This window comes from Marinobacter sp. EhC06 (genome assembly GCF_001650915.1).
Taxonomy (GTDB): Bacteria; Pseudomonadota; Gammaproteobacteria; order Pseudomonadales; family Oleiphilaceae; genus Marinobacter.
The window spans coordinates 187,046-207,277 of the sequence record NZ_LXYO01000023.1 but is presented as its reverse complement, the minus strand read 5'-3'; the positions used below and the strand labels follow the sequence as shown (position 1 = coordinate 207,277).

General features: G+C 59.8%; 19 protein-coding genes. 16 read left to right on the top strand and 3 right to left on the bottom strand.

What is annotated here, in order from left to right; genetic code table 11:
• Nucleotides 1-4 precede the first annotated feature (4 nt).
• Together A8B84_RS10940 and A8B84_RS10935 are read left to right on the top strand one after the other, a co-directional pair.
• On the top strand, nucleotides 5-1,738 hold the full coding sequence (locus tag A8B84_RS10940) for a SulP family inorganic anion transporter (RefSeq protein ID WP_064229221.1): 1,734 nt from the start codon (nucleotides 5-7) through the stop codon (nucleotides 1,736-1,738).
• Between the two features lie 81 nt (nucleotides 1,739-1,819).
• Nucleotides 1,820-2,479 carry an energy-coupling factor ABC transporter permease gene (locus A8B84_RS10935; protein WP_064229220.1) on the top strand — a complete coding sequence of 220 codons (660 nt, stop codon included), beginning with the start codon at nucleotides 1,820-1,822 and terminating at the stop codon, nucleotides 2,477-2,479.
• Nucleotides 2,480-2,491: 12 nt separating this feature from the next.
• Here A8B84_RS10935 and A8B84_RS10930 read toward each other — a convergent pair whose 3' ends face one another.
• The 3 genes from A8B84_RS10930 to A8B84_RS10920 all read right to left on the bottom strand — a co-directional run bounded on the left by A8B84_RS10930 (nucleotide 2,492) and on the right by A8B84_RS10920 (nucleotide 6,592).
• Nucleotides 2,492-4,624, bottom strand: a complete 2,133-nt coding sequence (locus A8B84_RS10930) for a GGDEF and EAL domain-containing protein (RefSeq protein ID WP_064229219.1) — start codon at nucleotides 4,622-4,624, stop codon at nucleotides 2,492-2,494.
• 169 nt (nucleotides 4,625-4,793) lie between these two features.
• Complete coding sequence (locus tag A8B84_RS10925; protein ID WP_064229218.1) at nucleotides 4,794-5,324, bottom strand: response regulator transcription factor; 531 nt, start codon at nucleotides 5,322-5,324, stop codon at nucleotides 4,794-4,796.
• Nucleotides 5,321-6,592, bottom strand: coding sequence for a sensor histidine kinase (locus A8B84_RS10920; RefSeq protein WP_064229217.1), 1,272 nt, complete (start codon nucleotides 6,590-6,592; stop codon nucleotides 5,321-5,323). The genes A8B84_RS10925 and A8B84_RS10920 overlap by 4 nt, the downstream gene beginning before the upstream one ends.
• A 241-nt stretch (nucleotides 6,593-6,833) precedes the next feature.
• On the opposite strand from A8B84_RS10920, the gene A8B84_RS10915 reads away from it, so the two are divergent.
• The 14 genes from A8B84_RS10915 (at nucleotide 6,834) to A8B84_RS10850 (ending at nucleotide 20,210) form a co-directional block, all read left to right on the top strand.
• Nucleotides 6,834-8,741 (top strand): TonB-dependent receptor domain-containing protein, encoded by a 1,908-nt coding sequence (locus A8B84_RS10915; protein WP_227512855.1) that lies wholly within the window; start codon nucleotides 6,834-6,836, stop codon nucleotides 8,739-8,741.
• Nucleotides 8,742-9,000: 259 nt separating this feature from the next.
• A complete protein-coding gene (locus A8B84_RS10910) occupies nucleotides 9,001-10,449 on the top strand; it encodes a YfcC family protein (RefSeq protein ID WP_064229216.1) in 1,449 nt (482 codons plus the stop codon).
• Between the two features lie 35 nt (nucleotides 10,450-10,484).
• Nucleotides 10,485-11,714: an arginine deiminase gene (locus tag A8B84_RS10905; RefSeq protein ID WP_064229215.1), complete on the top strand. Its 1,230-nt coding sequence runs from the start codon at nucleotides 10,485-10,487 to the stop codon at nucleotides 11,712-11,714.
• A gap of 18 nt (nucleotides 11,715-11,732) precedes the next feature.
• A complete protein-coding gene (locus A8B84_RS10900; protein ID WP_064229214.1) occupies nucleotides 11,733-12,734 on the top strand; it encodes an ornithine carbamoyltransferase in 1,002 nt (333 codons plus the stop codon).
• A 1-nt stretch (nucleotide 12,735) separates the two neighbouring features.
• The gene (gene arcC, locus A8B84_RS10895) at nucleotides 12,736-13,644 is read left to right on the top strand and encodes a carbamate kinase (protein ID WP_064229213.1); all 909 of its coding nucleotides are present in this window, start codon (nucleotides 12,736-12,738) and stop codon (nucleotides 13,642-13,644) included.
• A 12-nt stretch (nucleotides 13,645-13,656) separates the two neighbouring features.
• Entirely contained in the window at nucleotides 13,657-15,048 is a 1,392-nt protein-coding gene (gene atpD, locus A8B84_RS10890) for a F0F1 ATP synthase subunit beta (protein ID WP_064229212.1), read from the top strand.
• Complete coding sequence (locus A8B84_RS10885; protein ID WP_064229211.1) at nucleotides 15,045-15,455, top strand: ATPase; 411 nt, start codon at nucleotides 15,045-15,047, stop codon at nucleotides 15,453-15,455. The genes atpD and A8B84_RS10885 overlap by 4 nt, the downstream gene beginning before the upstream one ends.
• On the top strand, nucleotides 15,452-15,763 hold the full coding sequence (locus A8B84_RS10880; RefSeq protein WP_064229210.1) for an AtpZ/AtpI family protein: 312 nt from the start codon (nucleotides 15,452-15,454) through the stop codon (nucleotides 15,761-15,763). The genes A8B84_RS10885 and A8B84_RS10880 overlap by 4 nt, the downstream gene beginning before the upstream one ends.
• On the top strand, nucleotides 15,750-16,046 hold the full coding sequence (locus tag A8B84_RS10875; RefSeq protein WP_227512791.1) for an ATP synthase subunit I: 297 nt from the start codon (nucleotides 15,750-15,752) through the stop codon (nucleotides 16,044-16,046). Before A8B84_RS10880 ends, A8B84_RS10875 begins: the two co-directional genes overlap by 14 nt.
• On the top strand, nucleotides 16,046-16,741 hold the full coding sequence (locus A8B84_RS10870) for a F0F1 ATP synthase subunit A (protein WP_064229209.1): 696 nt from the start codon (nucleotides 16,046-16,048) through the stop codon (nucleotides 16,739-16,741). The genes A8B84_RS10875 and A8B84_RS10870 overlap by 1 nt, the downstream gene beginning before the upstream one ends.
• Nucleotides 16,738-17,025 (top strand): F0F1 ATP synthase subunit C, encoded by a 288-nt coding sequence (locus tag A8B84_RS10865; RefSeq protein WP_064229208.1) that lies wholly within the window; start codon nucleotides 16,738-16,740, stop codon nucleotides 17,023-17,025. The genes A8B84_RS10870 and A8B84_RS10865 overlap by 4 nt, the downstream gene beginning before the upstream one ends.
• A gap of 3 nt (nucleotides 17,026-17,028) precedes the next feature.
• Entirely contained in the window at nucleotides 17,029-17,796 is a 768-nt protein-coding gene (locus A8B84_RS10860) for a F0F1 ATP synthase subunit B (RefSeq protein ID WP_064229207.1), read from the top strand.
• Nucleotides 17,789-19,324, top strand: a complete 1,536-nt coding sequence (locus A8B84_RS10855; RefSeq protein ID WP_064229206.1) for a F0F1 ATP synthase subunit alpha — start codon at nucleotides 17,789-17,791, stop codon at nucleotides 19,322-19,324. Before A8B84_RS10860 ends, A8B84_RS10855 begins: the two co-directional genes overlap by 8 nt.
• Nucleotides 19,308-20,210: a F0F1 ATP synthase subunit gamma gene (locus A8B84_RS10850; protein ID WP_064229205.1), complete on the top strand. Its 903-nt coding sequence runs from the start codon at nucleotides 19,308-19,310 to the stop codon at nucleotides 20,208-20,210. The genes A8B84_RS10855 and A8B84_RS10850 overlap by 17 nt, the downstream gene beginning before the upstream one ends.
• The last annotated feature ends 22 nt before the right edge of the window (nucleotides 20,211-20,232 follow it).

The following is a 20,232-nucleotide window of genomic DNA, read 5'->3' as shown; positions in this document are numbered from 1 at the left end:
CCTGATGAATCTTAAACGCTATCTGCCGATCCTGGATTGGGCACCGAAATATGGTCGGGATCAGGCCACCAGCGATCTGGTGGCCGCGATCATTGTCACCGTCATGCTCATCCCCCAGTCGCTGGCCTATGCCCTGCTGGCCGGGTTGCCTGCCCAGGTGGGTTTGTACGCCAGTATCCTGCCACTGGTGATCTACGCCCTCTTCGGCACCAGCCGGACCTTGTCCGTTGGGCCTGTGGCCGTGGCCTCGCTGATGACCGCGGCGGCCCTGGCACCGCTAGCGGAGGCCGGTACCCCCGAATACGTGGCCGGTGCCGTTCTGCTGGCGGTTATGTCCGGGTTGATGCTGACCCTGATGGGGGTGCTTCGACTCGGGTTCCTGGCCAATTTTCTCAGCCATCCGGTGATTTCAGGCTTTATCACGGCCTCTGGCATTGTGATCGCCGCCAGTCAGCTAAAGCATATTTTCGGGATCCAGGCCTCTGGTCATAACCTGCTGGAAATTGGCCGGTCCCTGTTGACGTCGATTGGCGATACCAACCTGGCAACACTGGCTGTCGGTACCGGGGCGCTGGTGTTCCTGATCCTTGCGCGCAAGCGCTTGAAGCCGCTTCTGATGGGAGTGGGGCTGGCTCCGAGAATGGCGGATATCCTGACCAAAACCGCGCCGATTCTGGCGGTTCTGGTGACCACACTGGTGGCCTGGCAGTTCCAGCTTGATGGCCAGGGTGTCCGTCTGGTGGGGGATGTACCCCGGGGGCTGCCTGATTTCACCATGCCCAGCCTGGACATGGGCCTGTGGCAGCAACTTGCGGTCAGCGCTTTGCTGATCAGTGTTGTCGGTTTTGTGGAATCGGTGTCGGTGGGCCAGACCCTGGCCGCAAAACGGCGCCAGCGTATTGATCCGGACCAGGAACTGATTGGGCTGGGTACCGCCAACCTGGGCGCCGGTTTTTCCGGCGGTATGCCGGTCACCGGTGGTTTCTCCCGTTCCGTAGTCAACTTTGACGCCGGTGCCGAGACCCCCGCGGCAGGTGCCTATGCCGCGGTCGGTATTGCCATGGCAACGCTGTTCCTGACACCGGCCATCGCGTATCTGCCCCAGGCGACTCTCGCGGCGACCATTATTGTGGCTGTGGCCACCCTGATCGACCTTCCGGCCCTCGGGCGCACCTGGCGCTATTCCCGCACGGACTTTGGCGCCATGCTCGCCACCATTGTGTTGACCCTGGTACACAGTGTCGAGGCCGGCATTATCGCCGGGGTGGCACTGTCCATCGGGCTGTTCCTGTATCGAACCAGTCGCCCCCACAGTGCGGTGGTTGGCCGTGTGCCCGGTACCGAGCATTTCCGCAATGTGCTTCGCCACGATGTTGAACTGTGCCCGAAGGTGACCTTTCTGCGTGTGGACGAGAGTCTGTACTTTGCCAATGCCCGGTTCCTTGAGGAAACAGTGATGGACCTGATGATACGGGAGCCGGAGCTGAAAGACCTGGTGCTGGTGTGCCCAGCAGTGAATCTGGTGGACGCCTCCGCTCTTGAGAGTCTGGAGGCGATCAACGAGCGTATGAAAGACGCAGGGGTCCGGTTGCATCTGGCGGAAGTGAAAGGTCCGGTAATGGACAAGCTGAAAGGGACAGAACTGCTTTCCCACCTGGGTGGCGAGGTTTTCCTGAGTACTTATGAGGCCTGGCAGCGCCTGACCGACCTTGGCAAACTCGAAAAACAGGTCGCCTGATCTATCTGGGCTCGCTTGCACCGGGGGTGGGGCGAGCCGCTAAGATGTCATTCCCGACCCCGTTGCTGCGGTACGTTCACTATGGGCATGACTGAAAACCTGCTATCCACCAGTCAGTGGATCATCACTCTTCTGCTCTTTCTGGTGATTCTTTTCCGGGCGCTGCGCTCGATTGACTGGCAGGCGTTTCGCAAGGACAACGCACTCCAGCACTCGTTCTTCGGCGCTGCCGTGGTACTTGGTTTTGTCTGGCAACTGCGGGCCGGCATTTCTCCCGGCCTGGCCATCCACGTTTTTGGTATCACGGTGATAACGCTGATGCTGGGGTGGGCGCTGGCAGTGCTGGCGGGCCTGATGGCACTGGTGATCACGGTCATCACCGGCCGCGAGCCTCTGATCATGTTTGCCGCCAACGGGCTGATCACGGTGATGGTGCCTGCCATTGTCAGCCACGGCATCATGCTCTGGGAGCGTCGACGGGATTTCCGGAACTTCTTCGCCTATATCTTCTTCTGCGGGTTTTTCGGTGCGGGCATTTCCGTGGCGGCGGCCGGTACGGTCATGTGCATGATGCTATGGACCAGCGGCGTCTATACGTTTGATGAACTGGTGCATGAGTACATCCGTTACCTGCCCCTGTTCATGATTCCGGAAGGGTTTGTGAACGGCACCTTCGTAACCGGACTTATGGTATTTCATCCAGACCGGCTGACAACACTGGATCAGAGGCGGTATCGGTAGAGCCGATCCGGCTCAGATGCCCTCGCCACTGGCTACGGCGGAACTGAGCAAGTCACCGGCCTTTCCGTGCTGTGCTTTTGCCCGCCAGTTCCGAGCCCAATCCAGTACTTCATCCGCGGGCATCGGGCGGGCAATTCCGTAGCCCTGCACGAAGTTGCAGCCCATCTGCCGTAGTGCCCGTGCATGCTCCATGGTTTCCACGCCTTCGGCCAGAACCGGGTGGGCAAACCGCTGTGCCAGGAAGATAACGCTCTCCACGATGGCGTGGTCGCTGGCATCCTCAAGCATGTTGCGAACAAAACTCTGATCGATCTTTATGATGTCTACCGGCAGAGTGCGCAGATAGGTGAGCGATGAAAAACCGGTACCAAAATCGTCCAGCGCCACCTGCAGGCCAAGGCCCTGACAACGCGCCAGAACATTGCTCGCCCGCTGGGTATCCTCCAGGGCCGTTGATTCCAGAACCTCCAGGGTAATTTGCCCTGGTGTAACTTCCGGATGGCTGTGCAGGTAGCTTTCCAGGTAATCGGCAAAGCTGCGGTCCATCAGGTGCGGCGCGCTGATGTTGATGCTGACCGGCAGATCCTCTCCCGCTTCCTTCCACGCGTTCATCTGGTGAATCGCTTCTTTCAGTACCCACTGGCCAAGTGGTACCTCCAGGTGACTGTTCTCGACGATGGGAAGGAACTCGGCGGGTGACACCAGGCCTTTCTCCGGGTGATCCCAGCGGATCAGAGCCTCAAAGCCAAGGAGTGCGCAATCGTTCGTTCGGATCTGGGGCTGGAAAAACAGTTCGAACTCTTCGTTTTCCAGAGCCCGGGTAATTTCCATCAACTGGTTGCGCCGGTTCCGTCGATGCTCATCCAGGCCGGGATCAAAGAAGTGGTACTGGTTGCGGCCTTTTTCCTTGGCGGAATACATGGCCTGGTCGGCATGGCGAATCAGCCCTTCAGCGTCTGATCCGTCTTCCGGGTAACGGGTAATGCCAAGACTTGCGGTGAGGGCGACGCTTTGGTCACCCACGACAACCGGATCCCCAACGGTGGCCAGAATCCGTCGATAAACCGCATCGTGGTTGTCGTCGCCCTGCAGCAGGAGGACGAATTCGTCGCCACCGATCCGCGCCACCGTGTCGCCGCTGCGCAGTGCCCGGGTGAGCCGTTCAGCCAGGGTTTTCAGGGTCTGGTCACCGGCCGAATGGCCCCATTTGTCATTGATGGCCTTGAAGCCATCCAGGTCCAGATAGCACACGGAAACGCTTCGGTGTTGCCGGTCGGCGTGATCTCGGGCGGTGCGCAGTCGCTCTTCCAGCAACTGGCGGTTGGGCAGACCGGTCAGGTCGTCGTAGTTGGCGGCCCGGTCCAGTTCTCTGGCGTGGTTCTTGAGCGCGGTAATGTCAGAGAACGCCGCCACATGGTAATACTGCCCGGGCTCCTCCAGGTGCACGCGGCTGATGGAAAGCAGTTCCACGTACTCTTCACCGTTTTTCCGGCGGTTCCAAATTTCGCCCCGCCAGTGGTCGGTTTTCTCGATGGTCTGCCACATGGAGCGGTAGTATTCCCCGGAGTGACGGCCAGAGCTGAGGATGGCCGGGTTCAGGCCCAGCACTTCCTGGCGGCTGTAGCCGGTAATTCGTGAAAACGCGGGATTCACATCCAGGATCCGGTTGGACCGGTCGGTAATCAGAATGGCCTCGTGGCTGCGATCGAACACGCTGGCTGCGATGCGCAGGCCCCGCTCGCTGTTCTTCCGGTCCGAGATGTTGTTCTGAATGGCGATAAAACCTGGGGCAACACCCTGTTCGGTGCCGATTGGCACGCAATAGGTATGCACCCAGTAAGGCTCACTGGCTTTGGTGTAATGAAGGATGTCTTCTTCGATGACCTCGGCCTTGTGCAGCTTCTGATGAATGCGTTTGATGGTTTCGGGGTCCGTGTCCGGCCCGTAAAGTACTTCCTTCGGCAGGCGCCCGCGCACTTCCTCAAGCCGGTAACCGGTATGCTCTTCGAAGCTGGGATTCACCCATTCAATGCGACCGGCATCGTCCAGCATTACCAGAAAATTGGGCGTAACCGCCGCAATCATGGCGAGGCGATTGGGATCAATGCCTGAGGGTGGTGTAATCGTTGCGGGGGATCTGGGCATGGGAGTCGGTAATTTGAGTTCCGGCGTGTAAATGTACGAACTCTCCTCCCTGTGAGACCTGAAGTAATTGGCAGGGCATGCTACCGGAATGGCCGGAGAAAACCATCGGTAAATGGTCGAACGGAATTGATGGATGTCATTTTTCTTGTCATATACCCCCGGGCGCAGATTAGCGCCAGCGGGAGTGTTTCTGGAGTTTCCGTTGAAGAGTGCGGCGGTGCATGTTCAGGGCCCGGGCGGTGGCTGAGACGTTGCCCTCGTTTTCGTTAAGAACCCGCTGGATGTGTTCCCACTCCATCTCCTCTACCGACGGTGGTTCCGCCCGGAGGTCCGGCGGGGCGTCAATGGGTTCGAACCCGGCCAGCAGCTGGTTGACTGTTACCGGCTTGCACAGGTAGTTCACCGCACCCCGGCGCATGGCCTCGACCGCCGTGGCGATACTGCCGTAACCGGTGAGCACCAGGATCTCAAGGTCCGGATGCATGTCCAGCAACTCCGGTAGCAATTGCAGGCCACTCTCACCGGCCAGGTTCAGATCCAGCACGCACCGGTGAAATGTTCCGTTCAGCAGGGCGTTTTTTGCCTCCTGATGTCCGTGGGCAAGCTGGGCTTCAATACCCTGGCGGCCAAGTGAACGCTGAAGTACTTGCAGAAAGGCGTCATCGTCATCAATCAGTAGCCACGCCTGTTGTTTACTCACGCCTGGTCTCCCAATGGGCTGTTGGTCGCTGCCGCTATCGGCAATTCAATGATGATGGTGGTGCCTTCCGCGCTGCCCCGGGCTTTCAGGGTGCCTCCAAGACGCTGAATGGTGGCGTTGGAGAGGAAAAGGCCAACTCCGAGCCCGTTCTCCGAACTGACCACCTTGTCCCCGAGGGTACCTTCAGGGGTAGATTCCAGACCATCGCCATGGTCCTCGACAACCAATTCCATTCGGCCGTCGACACTCTCCCTTGCGGCAACGGCGACCCAGGAAGGGCTGGCTGTCACCGCGTTTGCCAACACATTGAGGACGGCCTGATCGAGGGTGGCGTCCACGGCAACGGGGCAGTCCGGTTCAGGCTGTCGCCATTGAATGGCGGCACCCGGCCATAGCAGGGTGGCTGATTCCCGGAGGCGTGCGACCCAGTCCCGGGCGGGCAGGGTTTCCAGTTGCGCGGTCTTGGCCTGTACGGCCGCAGAAGACAGCTGTTGCAGATGGGCACTGCAAAGACCCAGTTGACTCTCCATCAGGGCAAGATCGTCTGCCATGGGCTCACCCTCCGGTACTGCGGATTTCATTTCCTCCACCAGCAGCGTCATGGTGTTCAGCGGTGTGCCCAGGCGATGGGCGACGGCAGCGGCGGAAAGCCCCAGGGCGATGATCTGCTCATCCCGAAGCCGTGTCTCCCGTATCTGCGCAAGCTGGGCCTGCTGTTGGCGCAGACGTCGGGCCAGCGCGCCGACAACCAGTAGCAGGATCGCGGCGGTGGTGGCGAAGGTGACCCACATGCCGACAAGGTGCAGCTGGGCGAGGTTGGCGCTGTGATGTTCATGGGTAACCGGGGTATGCCAGATCACCAGTGAGGTATAGACCGCCACCCCGGCAACGGTGACGGCAATACTCTGGCCCAGTGGCACCAGCACAATGGCAACGGCGATGGGCAGCAGCAACAGGGAAACCAAAGGATTGGTATAGCCGCCCGTCAGGTAAAGCCAGGTTCCGATCAGCAGTAGATCGACGATCAGAACCAGGCTGACGGCCTGTGTCGAGCGAGGCGGGCGTCGGGTAAACCAGAGCCAGGCCAGGGTTGCCAGAACGCCATAGGCGAGGGGCAGGATAACCGCTTCGGCGCGATGGGCCAGAGTCACCATGGTTTCCGCTACGGCGATCGAAATCAGCTGCAGCGCAACAATAGTCAAACGCATGCCCAGCAGATAGCGAGCAGTCTGTTGAAATCCGGTCTGTGAGTGGGTCAGCCATTCCATAACGGGCATTCTAGCGGTTTTTTTCCGTCCGGATACGCGGTAATACCTCCGAGGGGATGCGGCATTTGGTCTCAGGCGCAAGCGCCGGCTGATCTTTATGATTGGCGCCAACTATCAGAGCTGGTCAGGATAAGGTTGTATGGCGACGGTAATGGGAACGCGTTTCATCGGATTGTGTGCCGCGGGATTGGTTTTACTGCCCGCCGGGGGCTTGGCACAGGAGAGTTCTCCCGATTTGCCTGTGATTCGGGTTACTGAAGGGCAAAGCATCGAAGAGGCGTCGAGTACGTTGGCTTCAGAGCCGGTTGAACGTTTGTCTGCTAATCCTTCAGTTTCGCTTTCCCGAATGGGCGGTCGGGGGCTGGAACCGGTCATTCGGGGCCAGAGCCAGGAGCGGGTGGATGTGCTTCTGGACGGCATTCGCGTTGAAGGGGCCTGCCCGAATCGCATGGACCCGCCGACCAGTCGTTTGAGTTCAGCGCTGGCGCCCTTGCTGGAAGTGCGTACTAGCAACCAGACCCTGCGCTGGGGCCCCATTTCCGGTGGCCAGGTGGTTGCCACCACTGCGGCGCCGGTGTTTGGCGGTTCAGACACCACGGGTCATCTGACTGTTGGCGGCGCTGACAACGGCAATGGCAAGCTGGTCAATGGCAGTGCCGCAGTGGGTAGCGACAGTGCCTGGCTTCGGCTCGCCGGTGGTTACGACGAGGCGGATGATTACGAGGACGGCGACGGCAACGAGGTCCGCAGCGCCTACAAGAATTCCGAGGCTCGCCTGGATGCAGCCTGGAAGGCGGAAAACGGTTTTTATATCAAGGGGCTGGTGAGCAGGCAGGAAGAGCGGGATGTGAAATACGCCGGCTCCGGCATGGATGCGCCGAAAACCGATACCGACATCATGCGCCTGGAGCTGGGCTCGCCGGTAGCCAACGGCAACTGGAACCTGCTGGCCTGGCAGGCCGATGTTGATCACATCATGGATAACTTCAGTCTCCGCGAGTCGATGATGAAAATGCTGACCGATTCCGAAACCGAAACCCGGGGCCTGCGCCTGACCCTGGATCAGAGTCCGGATGCGCGAACAGACTGGGCCGTTGGTGCGGATGTCGAGAGCAATAACTGGCACGCAGAACGTTTCGGGGGAGCCAATCTCGATATGCTTACCTCGGTACTCTGGCCTGACGTGGATCGCGACCGTTTCGGCCTTTTCGCCGAGCGCTTCTACCGGGTAACCCCGGAGTTAAAGCTCGGCGGTGGCGTGCGCTACGACCGCGTGGAAATGTCTGCTGCGGCAGCCGACAAGGTGTTTGGCAGTGGCATGATGGCCATGTCGGCTGCAGATGCCTACCAGACGATCTATGGCACCACCAATACCGATGTTACCGACGACAATTTCAGTGGCTTTGTCAGCAGCGACTGGCGGTTCTCCCCGATCCAGTCACTGGTGGTTACAGCCAGCCATAGCGTCCGCAGCCCGGGCGTGACTGAGCGCTACATTGCCAGCTGGAACAACATGGACCCGGCACGGCGCTGGGTGGGTAACCCTGCCCTGGACCCTGAGACGCACCGCAAGCTTGAACTGGCAATGCCCGGCCAGAGCAACGGCTGGCACTGGCGCCCGGCCGTGTGGGTGGATCAGGTGGATGACTTTGTCCTGCGTACCCGGAATGCCGATCAGGTCAGTGTCTACCGCAATATCGATGCGCGGCTGATGGGCGTTGAAGCGCAGCTTGGATGGAGCAACGGCACCTGGAGTACCAATAGCAGTCTGGCATCTGTAAGGGGCGAGAACCGCGACGAAAACAAGCCACTGCCGCAGATTCCACCGGTGCAGTTTGTTCAGACCCTTGGCTGGCAGCATAGGGGGCATGCCGTTGAACTGGAGTGGGTACTGGCCCGTCGCCAGGACCGCGTGGATCTGGAATCCGGGCAGGATCCCGGCACTTCACCAGGCTACGGCGTACTGAACCTGTCCGGGAGCCACCCGCTCGCAGAGTATCTGAGTGTCAGCTGGGCAGTGGACAACCTGTTCGACAATACCTGGGCGCCCCACGTTAGCCGGGCCAACACTGATCCGTTTAATCCCGAAGCCGTAAGAGTTAATGAGCCTGGCCGGACCCTGCGTGCCGCACTGACAGCCAGGTGGTAAGACCTTGCATGGCGGTTACCCGCTTCTCATAGCCGGCGGGTGCCATTCTCGCCCCGGGTGGAACCAACTCCTCCATCCGGGGTTTTTTTATGGCTGATCAAAAATTGCGCTATCTCAACTTCTGATCCCACTTCATGAACTATGCTGTAGCCATGCAGATCTGAGCCAGTGGTGCGCAACCACTGAGGAGGTGCTCAGCCCCCTGAGGTTCCCGGAAAGAACCTGTCTGCACAATGCGATTCAGGAAAGGAGACGCATCGTGACTGAAGACGAAAAATTGCCAGAAAATCCCGAAACCGACCTCGCTTCTCGATTCCCCACTGCGTACACCATTCTTTTTGGCCTGATTATTCTGGTAGCCGCGCTGACCTGGATTATTCCTGCCGGGCAGTACGAGCGTTCGATGAATGAGGAGGTCGGACGAGAAGTGGCGGTTCCCGGCACATACCAGACAGTCGATCCGAATCCGCAGGGGTTCGTTGATGTCCTGCTGGCACCCACAGCCGGGTTCTACGACCCCGACAGTTACGTTGCCAATGCCATCGATGTCGCCATGTTCATACTGTTCCTGGGCGGTTTTCTCGGTGTCATGAACGCCACTGGTGCCATAGATACCGGCATCCGCAGTGCGATGCGGCATCTGAAAGGCCATGAAATCTGGATGATTCCCATCTTGATGACGTTGTTTGCCCTCGGTGGCACGACCTATGGGATGGCAGAGGAGACGCTGGCGTTTTACGCCATTCTGATACCGGTAATACTCGCCGCCGGATACGATGCGGTGACGGGGGTCGCCATTATCCTGGTCGGTGCCGGGATTGGTGTGCTGGGCTCAACCATCAACCCGTTCGCCACTGTGATTGCGGCGAATGCGGCTGGTATCCCGTTTACCGACGGTATCGTGCTGCGTTTTATTCTGCTCATCGGTGGTCTGTTGATCTGTATCGGCTACGTGATGCGATATGCCCATCGGGTCAAAGCGGACCCCTCCCGCTCGGTGGTCGCAAAACAATGGCCCGCGCACAAAAAGCTGTTTCTGCAGGAAGATGACGGCGAGATCCACAGCGCCAGTCTGACAAGCACCCAGATGATTGCCCTGGTAATCTTCGCCCTGACCTTTGTGGTGATGATCTGGGGTGTGTCCTCCCAGGGCTGGTGGATGGCCCAGATGGGCTCCCTGTTCTTTGGTGCGGCCATAGTGATCGGCATAATTGCCCGTCTTGGTGAAAAGAAGCTTACCGGCAGTTTTGTCGATGGCGCCCGGGATCTGCTCGGGGTTGCCCTGGTGGTCGGCCTTGCCCGCGGCATCGTCGTGATCATGGAGCAGGGCATGATTGCCGATACCATCCTCCACAGCGCCGAAACCTCGCTGGGTGGCCTGCCGGAGCTGGCCTTCATCAACCTGATGTTCTGGATTGAGGTGGGCATGAGCTTCTTCGTGCCCTCGTCCTCCGGGCTGGCCGTGCTGTCCATGCCGATCCTTGCGCCGCTGGCGGATTTTGCCAACGTCGGGCGGGATCTGGTGGTTACCGCCTACCAGTCTGCCAATGGCCTGGTGAACCTGATCAACCCCACCTTCGCGGTCGTGGTTGGTGGGCTTGCCATCGGGCGCGTGTCCTACGATCGCTGGCTGGCCTTTATCTGGCCTCTGCTGCTTATTCTGACCGTGTTCATCACTTTGGTTATCAGCGCCGGCACACTCTTGTGAACCCCCTGTAACCCTGCGACAAAAGGAGTTTTGTCATGCCTGAACAAACACTTGGAGTGCACTCGGAAACCGGGACCCTGCGCCAGGTCATCATCTGCCGGCCGGGGCTGGCTCACCGGCGGTTGACGCCGTCCAACTGCGATGCCCTGTTGTTCGATGATGTGTTCTGGGTCAAGCAGGCCCAGAAAGATCACGACGTGTTTGCCAGCTTGATGCGTGGTCGGGGCGTGGACGTGCTGGATGTCAACGAGTTGCTGGCGGAAACGCTGGCGATTCCGGAAGGCCGGGCCTGGATTCTCGATCACCGAATCAACTGGAACCATATCGGCGTGGGCATGGTGTCGGATCTGAGGGCCTGGATGGATGAGCTTCCTGAACAGGCACTCGCCGAATTCCTGATCGGTGGCCTGGAGGTGGGGGATCTGCCCTTCGATCCGGTCGGTCTGTTCGGTAACCATCTGGGACGTTTCGGGTTCGTATTGCCGCCGCTGCCCAATTTCCTGTTCACCCGGGATAACAGCGCCTGGGTCTATGGCGGGGTCACCCTCAACCCCATGTACTGGGCTGCCCGCAAGCCCGAAACCCTTTTGATGGCGGCTATCTACAGATTCCACCCGAAATTTGCCGGCAAGGTAAACGTGCACTGGGGCGACCCACTGGAAGATCATGGCCTGGCCACCCTGGAGGGTGGGGATGTCATGCCGCTGGGGAACAGAACGGTGCTGGTGGGCATGGGCGAACGATCCTCACCCCAGGCCATCGGCCAGCTGTCAAAAGCCTTGTTTGATGGCGGCACGGTGGATCGGGTGATTGCCTGCCAGTTACCGAAAACCCGTTCCGCCATGCATCTGGATACCGTGTTTACCTTCTGCGGCGGCAATGTGGTTACTGCCTTCAAGGAGGTGGCCGATGCCGTGGTCTGCTACGACCTGCGCCCCGGCGAGGGGGGCAAAACGCTGTCCTTCAATCAGGACTCCCGGCATCTGTTCGAGGTGGTTGCGGAAATTCTCGGCTACCCGGCCCTGGAAGTCGTGGCAACGGGTGGCGACACGCCGGAAGAGCGTGAGCGGGAACAGTGGAACGACGGCAACAATGTGCTGGCCCTGAGCCCCGGTGTGGTTGTCGGTTACGACCGTAATGACGATACCAATGCGGCGCTGGCCGCTGCGGGTATCGAGGTTCTGGCAATACCCGGTGCCGAGCTGGGCCGGGGTCGGGGCGGCGGTCGGTGCATGAGTTGCCCGACCATCCGGGATGCTGTCTGACAGCCAAGGAGAAACGTTATGGCATTCAATCTCAAGAACCGGCACTTCCTAACGCTTCGGGATTTCACGCCGAGGGAAATCGGTTTTCTGCTGAAGCTGTCTGCGGATCTGAAAACCGCCAAGTACGCAGGCACGGAAGTGCCGAAACTCGAGGGCAAGGACATTGCCCTGATCTTCGAGAAAAACTCCACGCGTACCCGGGTCGGGTTCGAAGTTGCCGCCTTCGACCAGGGGGCGCGGGTCACCTACCTGGGGCCGACCGGAACCCATATCGGCCACAAGGAATCGGTGAAGGATACGGCGCGGGTCCTTGGCCGGGTCTACGATGCCATCGAGTACCGGGGGTTCGGACAATCCGTTGTTGAGGAGCTGGCGCAGTATGCAGGCGTGCCGGTCTACAACGGGCTCACCAACGAATTCCATCCCACCCAGATACTGGCGGACTTCCTGACCATGCAGGAGCATGTGGAAAAGCCGCTGCGGGAGGTGGCCTATGTCTTTATTGGCGATGCCGCCAACAACATGGGCGATAGCCTGCTGATCGGCGGTGCCAAGATGGGTATGGACGTGCGCTTGTGCGCGCCGCAGGCCTGCTGGCCGAATCAGGCCGTGCAGGACGAGGCCCGCGCGCTGGCGGCTGAAACCGGAGCCCGTATCACCATAACTGACGACGTTGATGCCGCCGTAGCGGGCGTCGATTTCGTGTATACCGATGTCTGGGTGTCGATGGGCGAGCCAAAGGAGAAATGGGCCGAACGCATCAAACTGCTGATGCCTTACCAGGTCAACGCCGCCCTGATGGCAAAAACCGGCAATCCCCGGGCTCGATTTATGCACTGTCTGCCAGCCTTTCACAACACCGAGACCGTGGTGGGGAAGGAGATTCAGGAGACCTATGGCATTGACGCCATGGAGGTGACGGAAGAAGTCTTCGAAAGCCCCGCTTCGATTGTTTTCGATCAGGCCGAGAACCGCATGCACACCATCAAGGCCGTCCTCGTGGCGACCCTGGGAGGCTGACATGCTGGTTGTGGCGGCTTTGGGCGGTAACGCCCTTCTGAAACGGGGAGAACCGCTGACGGCCGAGATTCAGCGCAAAAACGTGAAAACCGCGGCGCTCTCGCTGGCAGGCATTGTCCGGGCAGGCCACGATCTGGTTGTTACCCATGGCAACGGTCCGCAGGTGGGGTTGCTGGCCTTGCAGGGCGCCTCCTACAAACCGGATGAGGCCTACCCGCTGGATGTCCTGGGCGCAGAAACCGAGGGCATGATCGGCTATATGATCGAGCAGGAACTGGAAAATGCCCTCGGCCATGACCGGCCGGTCGCAACCCTTCTGACCCAGGTGGTGGTGGATCCCAAAGACCCTGCTTTCGAAAAACCGACCAAGTTTGTGGGCCCTGTCTATGACCGCGAAGAGGCAGAGCGCCGCGCAGCCGGCGCGGGCTGGAGCATTGCGCCGGACGGTGACAAATGGCGCCGGGTGGTGCCCTCGCCGAAACCGCTGGAAATACCGGACATGCGGGTACTGAAATTGTTGCTCGACCAGGGCGTGGTTGTGGTGTGTGCCGGCGGAGGTGGAATACCGGTGTTGCGTCGTGAAGACGGCAGCATGGTCGGCATTGAAGCGGTTATCGACAAGGACGCCGCCAGTGCATTGCTGGCCAGGCAACTGGGGGCGGACGCGTTGCTCCTGTTAACGGACGTTGAGGCGGTCTACCGTGATTTCGGTACCGATCAGTCGACGCCGCTTTCCGAACTGACCGTGGCCGAGGCGCGGGCCCTGGAGATGCCGGCCGGCTCCATGGGCCCGAAACTGCAGGCTGCCTGCGATTTTGCCCAGGCCGGTGGGATCAGTGGCATTGGCCGGCTGCAGGATGCGGTGGCCATCCTTGACGGCTCGGCTGGTACTCGAGTGTCGGCCGGGTGACAGGCCTCCGTCATGAGCCAGAATGAGACTCTGGACGCCTCACAAGATGCCGGTACAGGTACCGTTGTAGCCATCCGTGGTGGCGTGGTGAGCGTGCGGTTTTCGGAACCGGTGCCGCGCATTCGCGAGCTCCTGTATGCCGGCAAGATTGCGCTTGAGGTGGCCGCCCTGGAGGACAGAGGCGTGGTCCGATGTATAGCACTGGCTCCGGTGAAAGGGCTGGGGTTGGGCACGCTGGTACGGGCAACCGGATCATCAATTACTGTACCGGTGGGTGATACCACTCTGGGCCGAATGCTGAATGTGTTTGGGGCGCCCGTGGATAACCAGCCTGTGCCAGCTACCAGTGAACGCCGCGCTATTCATCAGCTTCCGCCCCTGCTGGAGGATCGGGTAGTCCGAAGCCAGATTCTGGAAACCGGCATCAAGGCCATTGATCTGCTGTCCCCGATCGAGCGGGGTGGAAAAACCGGTCTGTTCGGTGGCGCCGGTGTCGGCAAGACGGTGCTGATTACTGAACTGATCAACAACACCGTGCAACAGCACAAGGGCGTCAGCCTGTTTTGCGGCATTGGGGAGCGGTCCCGGGAAGCGGAAGAGCTCTATCGCGAGATGGGTGAGGCCGGTGTGCTGGAAAACACCGTCATGCTGTTCGGACAGATGAACGAGGTCCCGGGGGTCCGGTTCCTGATCGGCAAGACCGCGCTGACCATGGCGGAATACTTTCGCGACGAACAGCATCGGGACGTGCTGTTATTGATCGACAACATTTTCCGCTTTGTCCAGGCCGGCTCGGAAGTCTCCGGACTGCTCGGGCGTATGCCTTCCCGGGTGGGCTACCAGCCGACACTGGCCACTGAGCTGGCCGAGCTGGAGGAACGAATCACTTCAACCCGCAGTGCCGCCATTACCTCGGTTCAGGCAGTTTATGTGCCTGCGGATGACTTCACCGATCCCGCCGCCGCCCATATTTTTTCCCACCTGTCGGGTTCGGTGGTGCTGTCACGGAAGCGCGCGAGCGAGGGTCTTTACCCGGCCATCGATCCCCTGGCGTCCTCATCGGTCATGCTCACGCCATCGGTGGTTGGGCAGAGGCATTACGATATCGCCCGGGCGGTTCGCAGAACCCTGGCCGAATACGAGGAGCTGCGGGATATCATCGCGATGCTGGGCATTGAGGAACTCTCGGCGGCCGACCGACTCACCGTTGCCCGTGCGCGCCGGCTCGAGCGATTCCTGACCCAGCCGTTTTTCACCACGGCCGCTTTTACCGGTGCCGAAGGCAAGCGCGTGACCATTGAGGAGACACTCAACGGTTGCGAAACCATTCTGGAACAGACTGAATTCGAACAGAACGAGAGTGAGTACTACATGATTGGCGCACTGCCTGAGGTGGTGGTATGAGCCTGGCTGAAGCAATGGAGGTCTGTCTCAGGCTGCCGACCCGGATGCTCTATGAGGGCAAGGCCCACAAGCTGTTTGCCGTTGCCGAAAACGGCGCCTTTGGGATGCTGCCCAACCACATTGATTTTGTCACCTCGCTGGTGCCGTCGGTCCTGATTCTGACTCTGGAGGATGGCCGTGAGCAGATCTTCGGCATTGATGAGGGCATTCTCGTGAAGCAGGGCCACAAAGTCGACATTGCGATCCGGCGAGGTGCCAAGGGTGAGGATCTGGACACCCTTCAGGAGAGTGTCAGAAAGAACTTTATTGAGGTGGATGAAGACGAACGCGTGGCCCGGTCCGCCCTGTCCAGGCTGGAGGCTGGCATGGTGCGCCGGTTCGCCGACCTGCAACGGCCCAAGCCATGAATCCGCAGCGTGGTGCACCGGAGGACGACATAGGGCGTCGGGCCCGACGCCTGAAGAAAGCCAGGGAAAATCCGGGTGTCAGCCCGCTGCGTGGTCTGGGCGCCTTCGGGATGATCGGCTGGTCCATTGCGGTGCCGACCGTCGGTGGTGCCTTTCTGGGGCTTTGGCTGGATCGCACCCTGCCGCAGGATTTCCCCTGGGTGCTTGCCCTGATTCTGGGTGGGGTGACTGTGGGTGGCTTCATTGCCTGGGCGTGGATCGGCAGGGAAGGCAAGGAAGAGGAGGAGCAGGACCATGATAATCATTGACTGGCCGGATGTGCTTTGGGGATTTGGTGCCGGCGTGGCTGTTAGCATTCTTTATTTCGCCGGCCTGGCAGCGAGTGTGCGCTTTGCTCTGGGCTCTTCCAGACCATCAGCGGTTCTTTTGCCCAGTGCCGTGGTGCGGATCGGACTGCTCCTGGCGGCGGGTTGGTTGGTAACAGGGGGCGGAACCCTGCCCTGGGCTTTCGCAGGCTACGGGACGGCGTTTTTTCTGGTGCGCTACCTGGCGACTTTACTGGCGCGAATACCGCACCCGGAGGAAGTCTGATGGAGCTGACGCCCGATGAAACAACGCTTTTCACGGTCTGGGGCCTGGATATCAATGAGACAGTGGGCTTTACCTGGATCGTCATGTTCCTGCTGACTCTCACTTCCATCATTATTACCCGGAATTTGCGTCCGGATGTGCCACCGAACCGTTGGCGCACCACCCTGGAAGTGATTGTGACGGCGATCCAGAGCCAGATCGAGGAAATCTCGCCGCGGGCCTCGCGCCATGTGCTCTATTTTTCCGGAACGCTGTTCCTGTTTATTGCGTTTTCGAACCTCCTGCTCGTTGTGCCGGGGTTCGCGCCCCCAACGGCCTCGCTTTCCACCACGGCGGCTCTGGCTCTATCAGTCCTGATCGCCGTGCCCCTGTTCGGTATTACCCGGCAGGGCATCGGCGGTTATCTAAAAACCTACGTGCAGCCTTCTGTGGTGATGCTGCCGTTCAATATCATCAGCGAGTTCTCGCGTGGCATATCCCTGGCCATACGCCTGTATGGCAACGTGATGAGTGGTGCCGTGATCGCCGGCATCCTGCTGAGTGTTGCGCCATTCTTTTTTCCTGTGGTCATGGACGTGCTCGGACTGCTGACGGGTCTGATCCAGGCCTACATTTTCGCCATCCTGGCGACGGTTTATATCTCATCGGCGACAGCCACCGCTGGAAAGCCTCCAAGCAAGGAGAAAGACAAATGAGTGACTTTGCCCTGATTGCCGCGGTTTCCATTCTGACCGCAGGCCTGTCCGTGGCTTTTGGTGCAATCGGTCCGGCTCTTGGTGAGGGCCGGGCTGCAGCGGCTGCCCTTGCCGCCATTGCCCAGCAGCCGGATTCTGCCTCCACCCTGTCGCGAACCCTGTTCGTCAGCCTGGCCATGATCGAGTCTACGGCCATCTACTGTTTTGTAGTGGCGATGATTGTCCTGTTTGCCAATCCGTTCTGGGATCAGGCAATGCAGGCGGCCCAGTCGGCGGCAGGTTGAATCATGTCTGTTGACTGGGTCACGGTGCTTGCCCAGATCGGCAATTTCCTGGTGCTGGTCTGGCTTCTGAAACGTTTTCTGTACAAGCCCATCCTGAATGGAATCGATGCCCGTGAGTCCGAGATCGCCGCACGGATGGGGGAAGCGGAGATAGCGCAGAAGAAGGCCTCAGCCGCCGAAGCTGCGTTTCTGGAGCAGAAGCAGGCATTGCTGGTCGACAACTCCGAACAGGTGGAGCGTATTCGTCAGCAGGCGGAAAAAGAGAAAGACACTCTGCTCGCCGCCACGCGTGAGAGCCTGGAACGGGAAAAACAGGAATGGCAGGCACATTTGACTTCAGAGCGGGACCGATTTATCAGTGAGTTGCACCTGGCCAGCGCCGAAACACTTTACCAACTGGTGCGACGGGCCCTGCGCGATCTGGCGGATGAAGATCTCGAGGAGCGTATCGGGCTGCATGTGATCGGAAAGCTGAAATCCATGAAGTCGGAGCTGGTCTCCGCCGCTGGCATCGCGGAACAGGCTGTTGCGACTACTCATAAGCCGCTCCCGGAAAGCACACAGGAAAAGATTCGAACGGCGTTGGCAGGCCTGGCTCCGGACCTTGAATTGGGTTTCACGACGGATCCCGGTCAGGCTCCGGGGCTGATCCTGCGTATTGGCAGCGTTCAGGTGGCCTGGACGGTCGACAGTTATACCGATGAGCTGACCGGAATGTTATCCGAGCGGTTGGCGTCGGGTGGGACCGGATGGATGCAAAATCATGGCTGAGAAACCGTCCTTTACTCCGGCCAGGAACTTTTTGGGTGCCTTACTGGACGGCCCGACGCCTGCCCCTGCGCTGACCGAAGTGGGCACGGTTGCCGAGGTTGGTGACGGTATTGCTGTTGTCTCAGGCCTTGCGCGGGCACTTGCTGACGAGTTGCTGGTGTTCGCTTCGGGTGTCCGGGGTGTGGTGCTGGATCTGGAGCCGGATCGACTGGGCGTGATTTTGCTCGGGCCTTCTGATCGGGTCACCTCGGGAGAGGATGTCTGGCGAACCCATAAAGTATTCAGCGTACCGGTGGGCACGAGCCTTATCGGCCGCATTCTCGATGCCACCGGAAGCCCGCGTGACGGCAAGGGAACTGTAGTGTCGACAGCTGAACGACCGGTGGAGGCCAGCGCGCCCGGCATACTGAGCCGGGCTCCGGTGAACCGACCGCTGGCCACCGGTATCAAGGTCATTGATGGTGCGGTCCCGATCGGTCTGGGCCAAAGGGAGCTCATCATTGGGGACCGACAGACCGGGAAAACGTCCATTGCTATCGATACGATTCTGAACCAGGCCCGCTCAGACGTACTGAGCATATACTGCGCAATCGGCCAGCGCGGAGATGCGGTGGCCCGAGTCATTGAAACACTGCGGAAAGCCGGCCAGCTCGCGAGCACCATAGTTGTTGCGGCCGGGGATGAGGACGCGCCCGGGCTGGCCTATGTCGCACCCTATGCAGCGATGACGATGGCGGAGTACTTTGCCGACCAGGGGCGGGACGTATTGGTGATTTTCGACGATCTTACCCACCATGCCCGCTCCTATCGGGAACTCTCTCTGCTACTGCGTCGCCCGCCGGGGCGGGAAGCTTTCCCCGGGGATATCTTCTATGTGCATGCCAGATTGCTGGAGCGAGCCGGTCAATTCACCGCAGACGCCGGGGGTGGTTCCATTACCGCACTGCCCATTGTCGAAACGCAGGCGGAGAATCTGTCCGCCTACATTCCGACAAATCTCATCTCCATTACCGATGGACAGATCTACCTGTCGCCCAGGCTGGTGAGGAAAAACCAGTTTCCTGCGGTGGATATCGGGCTATCGGTATCGCGGGTCGGGGGGAAGGCTCAGCACCGGGCTTTTCGGGACGTGGCTGGCAATCTGCGTGTCACCCTGTCCCAGTTCGAGGAGCTGGAGGATTTTGCCCGGTTCGGAACTCGCCTGGACGATAACACCAAGGCCCGCTTGAGCCGCGGGGCTGCAGTGCGCACTGCGTTGCGACAGCCCGAGCGGGACCCCATGCCAGCCGTCGAGCAGCTTCTGGTATTGATGGCGGCCCTGGAAGGGCTGCTTGATGGCCTGCCGGAGAAAGACCTTGCCGAGGTCATGGTCAGGATGCGGAACAGTATTGGCGACTCTCTGAAAGATGTCGCCGAGAGCATCCGGGAGAATCGTTCGCTGGAGGAAGAGGAAAAGAGAAGCCTTTTGAAGGTGGCCCAGGTTGCACTGGGAATGCCGGGAGACGATCGTCATGGCCCAGACGCTTGAAACCCTGTCCAGACGGACCGAAACCCTTAGCAGTATTCGCAGCATTGTTCACACCATGAAAACCATGTCTGCGATTAACGCCGTGCCCTACGAGCACGCTGCCCGATCCATTGAGTCCTATCATCAGACAGTGCTGAGCGGTATTCGGGCGTTCGTTGCCAAAACCGGGCCTGTTTCGGTACCCGCAGTGGCGCAGGCAGAGCGGCTGTTAGTGGTGTTCGGTTCTGATCATGGTCTGTGTGGAAACTACAACGAGGCGCTTGCTGAAAGCGCATTGTCAGAAGCATTGAAGATGGGCGGTCATGCCCGGGTACTGTGTGTGGGTGCCCGCATGAGTGATGCCCTGGCCGATCAGGGTATCAGGCCCGAGTCTACCTTTCTTCCGCCGGCATCGGCCGATGGTATCGGGCGTCTGGCGAGCGATATCGTGACCCGACTGGACGAAATCGGAGGCGGCGATGTGCATAACAGGATTGCCGTTACCCTTGTGTTCACCCGACGGGCCGAAAAGGGCCAGCGTGAATCGGAAGTGAGCCAGTTGTTGCCGCTGGCCTCCACGTTGCTTTCTGAACCCGCGAAGTCTGGATGGCAATCCCGCTCCCTGCCTGACTATACGATGCAGCCAACACCCCTGCTCGCAGCGCTGCTGCGCAACCATATTTTTGCCAGTGTTTTTCGCGCATCGGCGGAAGCGATGGTGACTGAGAACGCGGCAAGGCTGGCATTGATGCAGCAGGCAGAGCAGGCGGTTGATGATCGGCTGGAGGAGGTTGGCGGCCAGTTCCGTCTGGTGCGTCAGGATGAAATAACCAACGAGCGTATGGACATTATTATCGGATTTGAGGCTCTGAAAAAGAAACCTTCTTGCCATTCGAACAGCACCTGAACTGTTCCTGGCGCTTATTTTT

Coding starts and splice junctions, on each gene's coding strand:
- A8B84_RS10940 (WP_064229221.1), top strand. CDS start 5: ATGAATCTTAAACGCTATCTGCCGATCCTGGATTGGGCACCGAAATAT.
- A8B84_RS10935 (WP_064229220.1), top strand. CDS start 1,820: ATGGGCATGACTGAAAACCTGCTATCCACCAGTCAGTGGATCATCACT.
- A8B84_RS10930 (WP_064229219.1), bottom strand. CDS start 4,624: ATGCCCAGATCCCCCGCAACGATTACACCACCCTCAGGCATTGATCCC.
- A8B84_RS10920 (WP_064229217.1), bottom strand. CDS start 6,592: ATGGAATGGCTGACCCACTCACAGACCGGATTTCAACAGACTGCTCGC.
- A8B84_RS10905 (WP_064229215.1), top strand. CDS start 10,485: ATGCCTGAACAAACACTTGGAGTGCACTCGGAAACCGGGACCCTGCGC.
- A8B84_RS10900 (WP_064229214.1), top strand. CDS start 11,733: ATGGCATTCAATCTCAAGAACCGGCACTTCCTAACGCTTCGGGATTTC.
- arcC (WP_064229213.1), top strand. CDS start 12,736: ATGCTGGTTGTGGCGGCTTTGGGCGGTAACGCCCTTCTGAAACGGGGA.
- atpD (WP_064229212.1), top strand. CDS start 13,657: ATGAGCCAGAATGAGACTCTGGACGCCTCACAAGATGCCGGTACAGGT.
- A8B84_RS10885 (WP_064229211.1), top strand. CDS start 15,045: ATGAGCCTGGCTGAAGCAATGGAGGTCTGTCTCAGGCTGCCGACCCGG.
- A8B84_RS10880 (WP_064229210.1), top strand. CDS start 15,452: ATGAATCCGCAGCGTGGTGCACCGGAGGACGACATAGGGCGTCGGGCC.
- A8B84_RS10875 (WP_227512791.1), top strand. CDS start 15,750: ATGATAATCATTGACTGGCCGGATGTGCTTTGGGGATTTGGTGCCGGC.
- A8B84_RS10870 (WP_064229209.1), top strand. CDS start 16,046: ATGGAGCTGACGCCCGATGAAACAACGCTTTTCACGGTCTGGGGCCTG.
- A8B84_RS10865 (WP_064229208.1), top strand. CDS start 16,738: ATGAGTGACTTTGCCCTGATTGCCGCGGTTTCCATTCTGACCGCAGGC.
- A8B84_RS10860 (WP_064229207.1), top strand. CDS start 17,029: ATGTCTGTTGACTGGGTCACGGTGCTTGCCCAGATCGGCAATTTCCTG.
- A8B84_RS10855 (WP_064229206.1), top strand. CDS start 17,789: ATGGCTGAGAAACCGTCCTTTACTCCGGCCAGGAACTTTTTGGGTGCC.
- A8B84_RS10850 (WP_064229205.1), top strand. CDS start 19,308: ATGGCCCAGACGCTTGAAACCCTGTCCAGACGGACCGAAACCCTTAGC.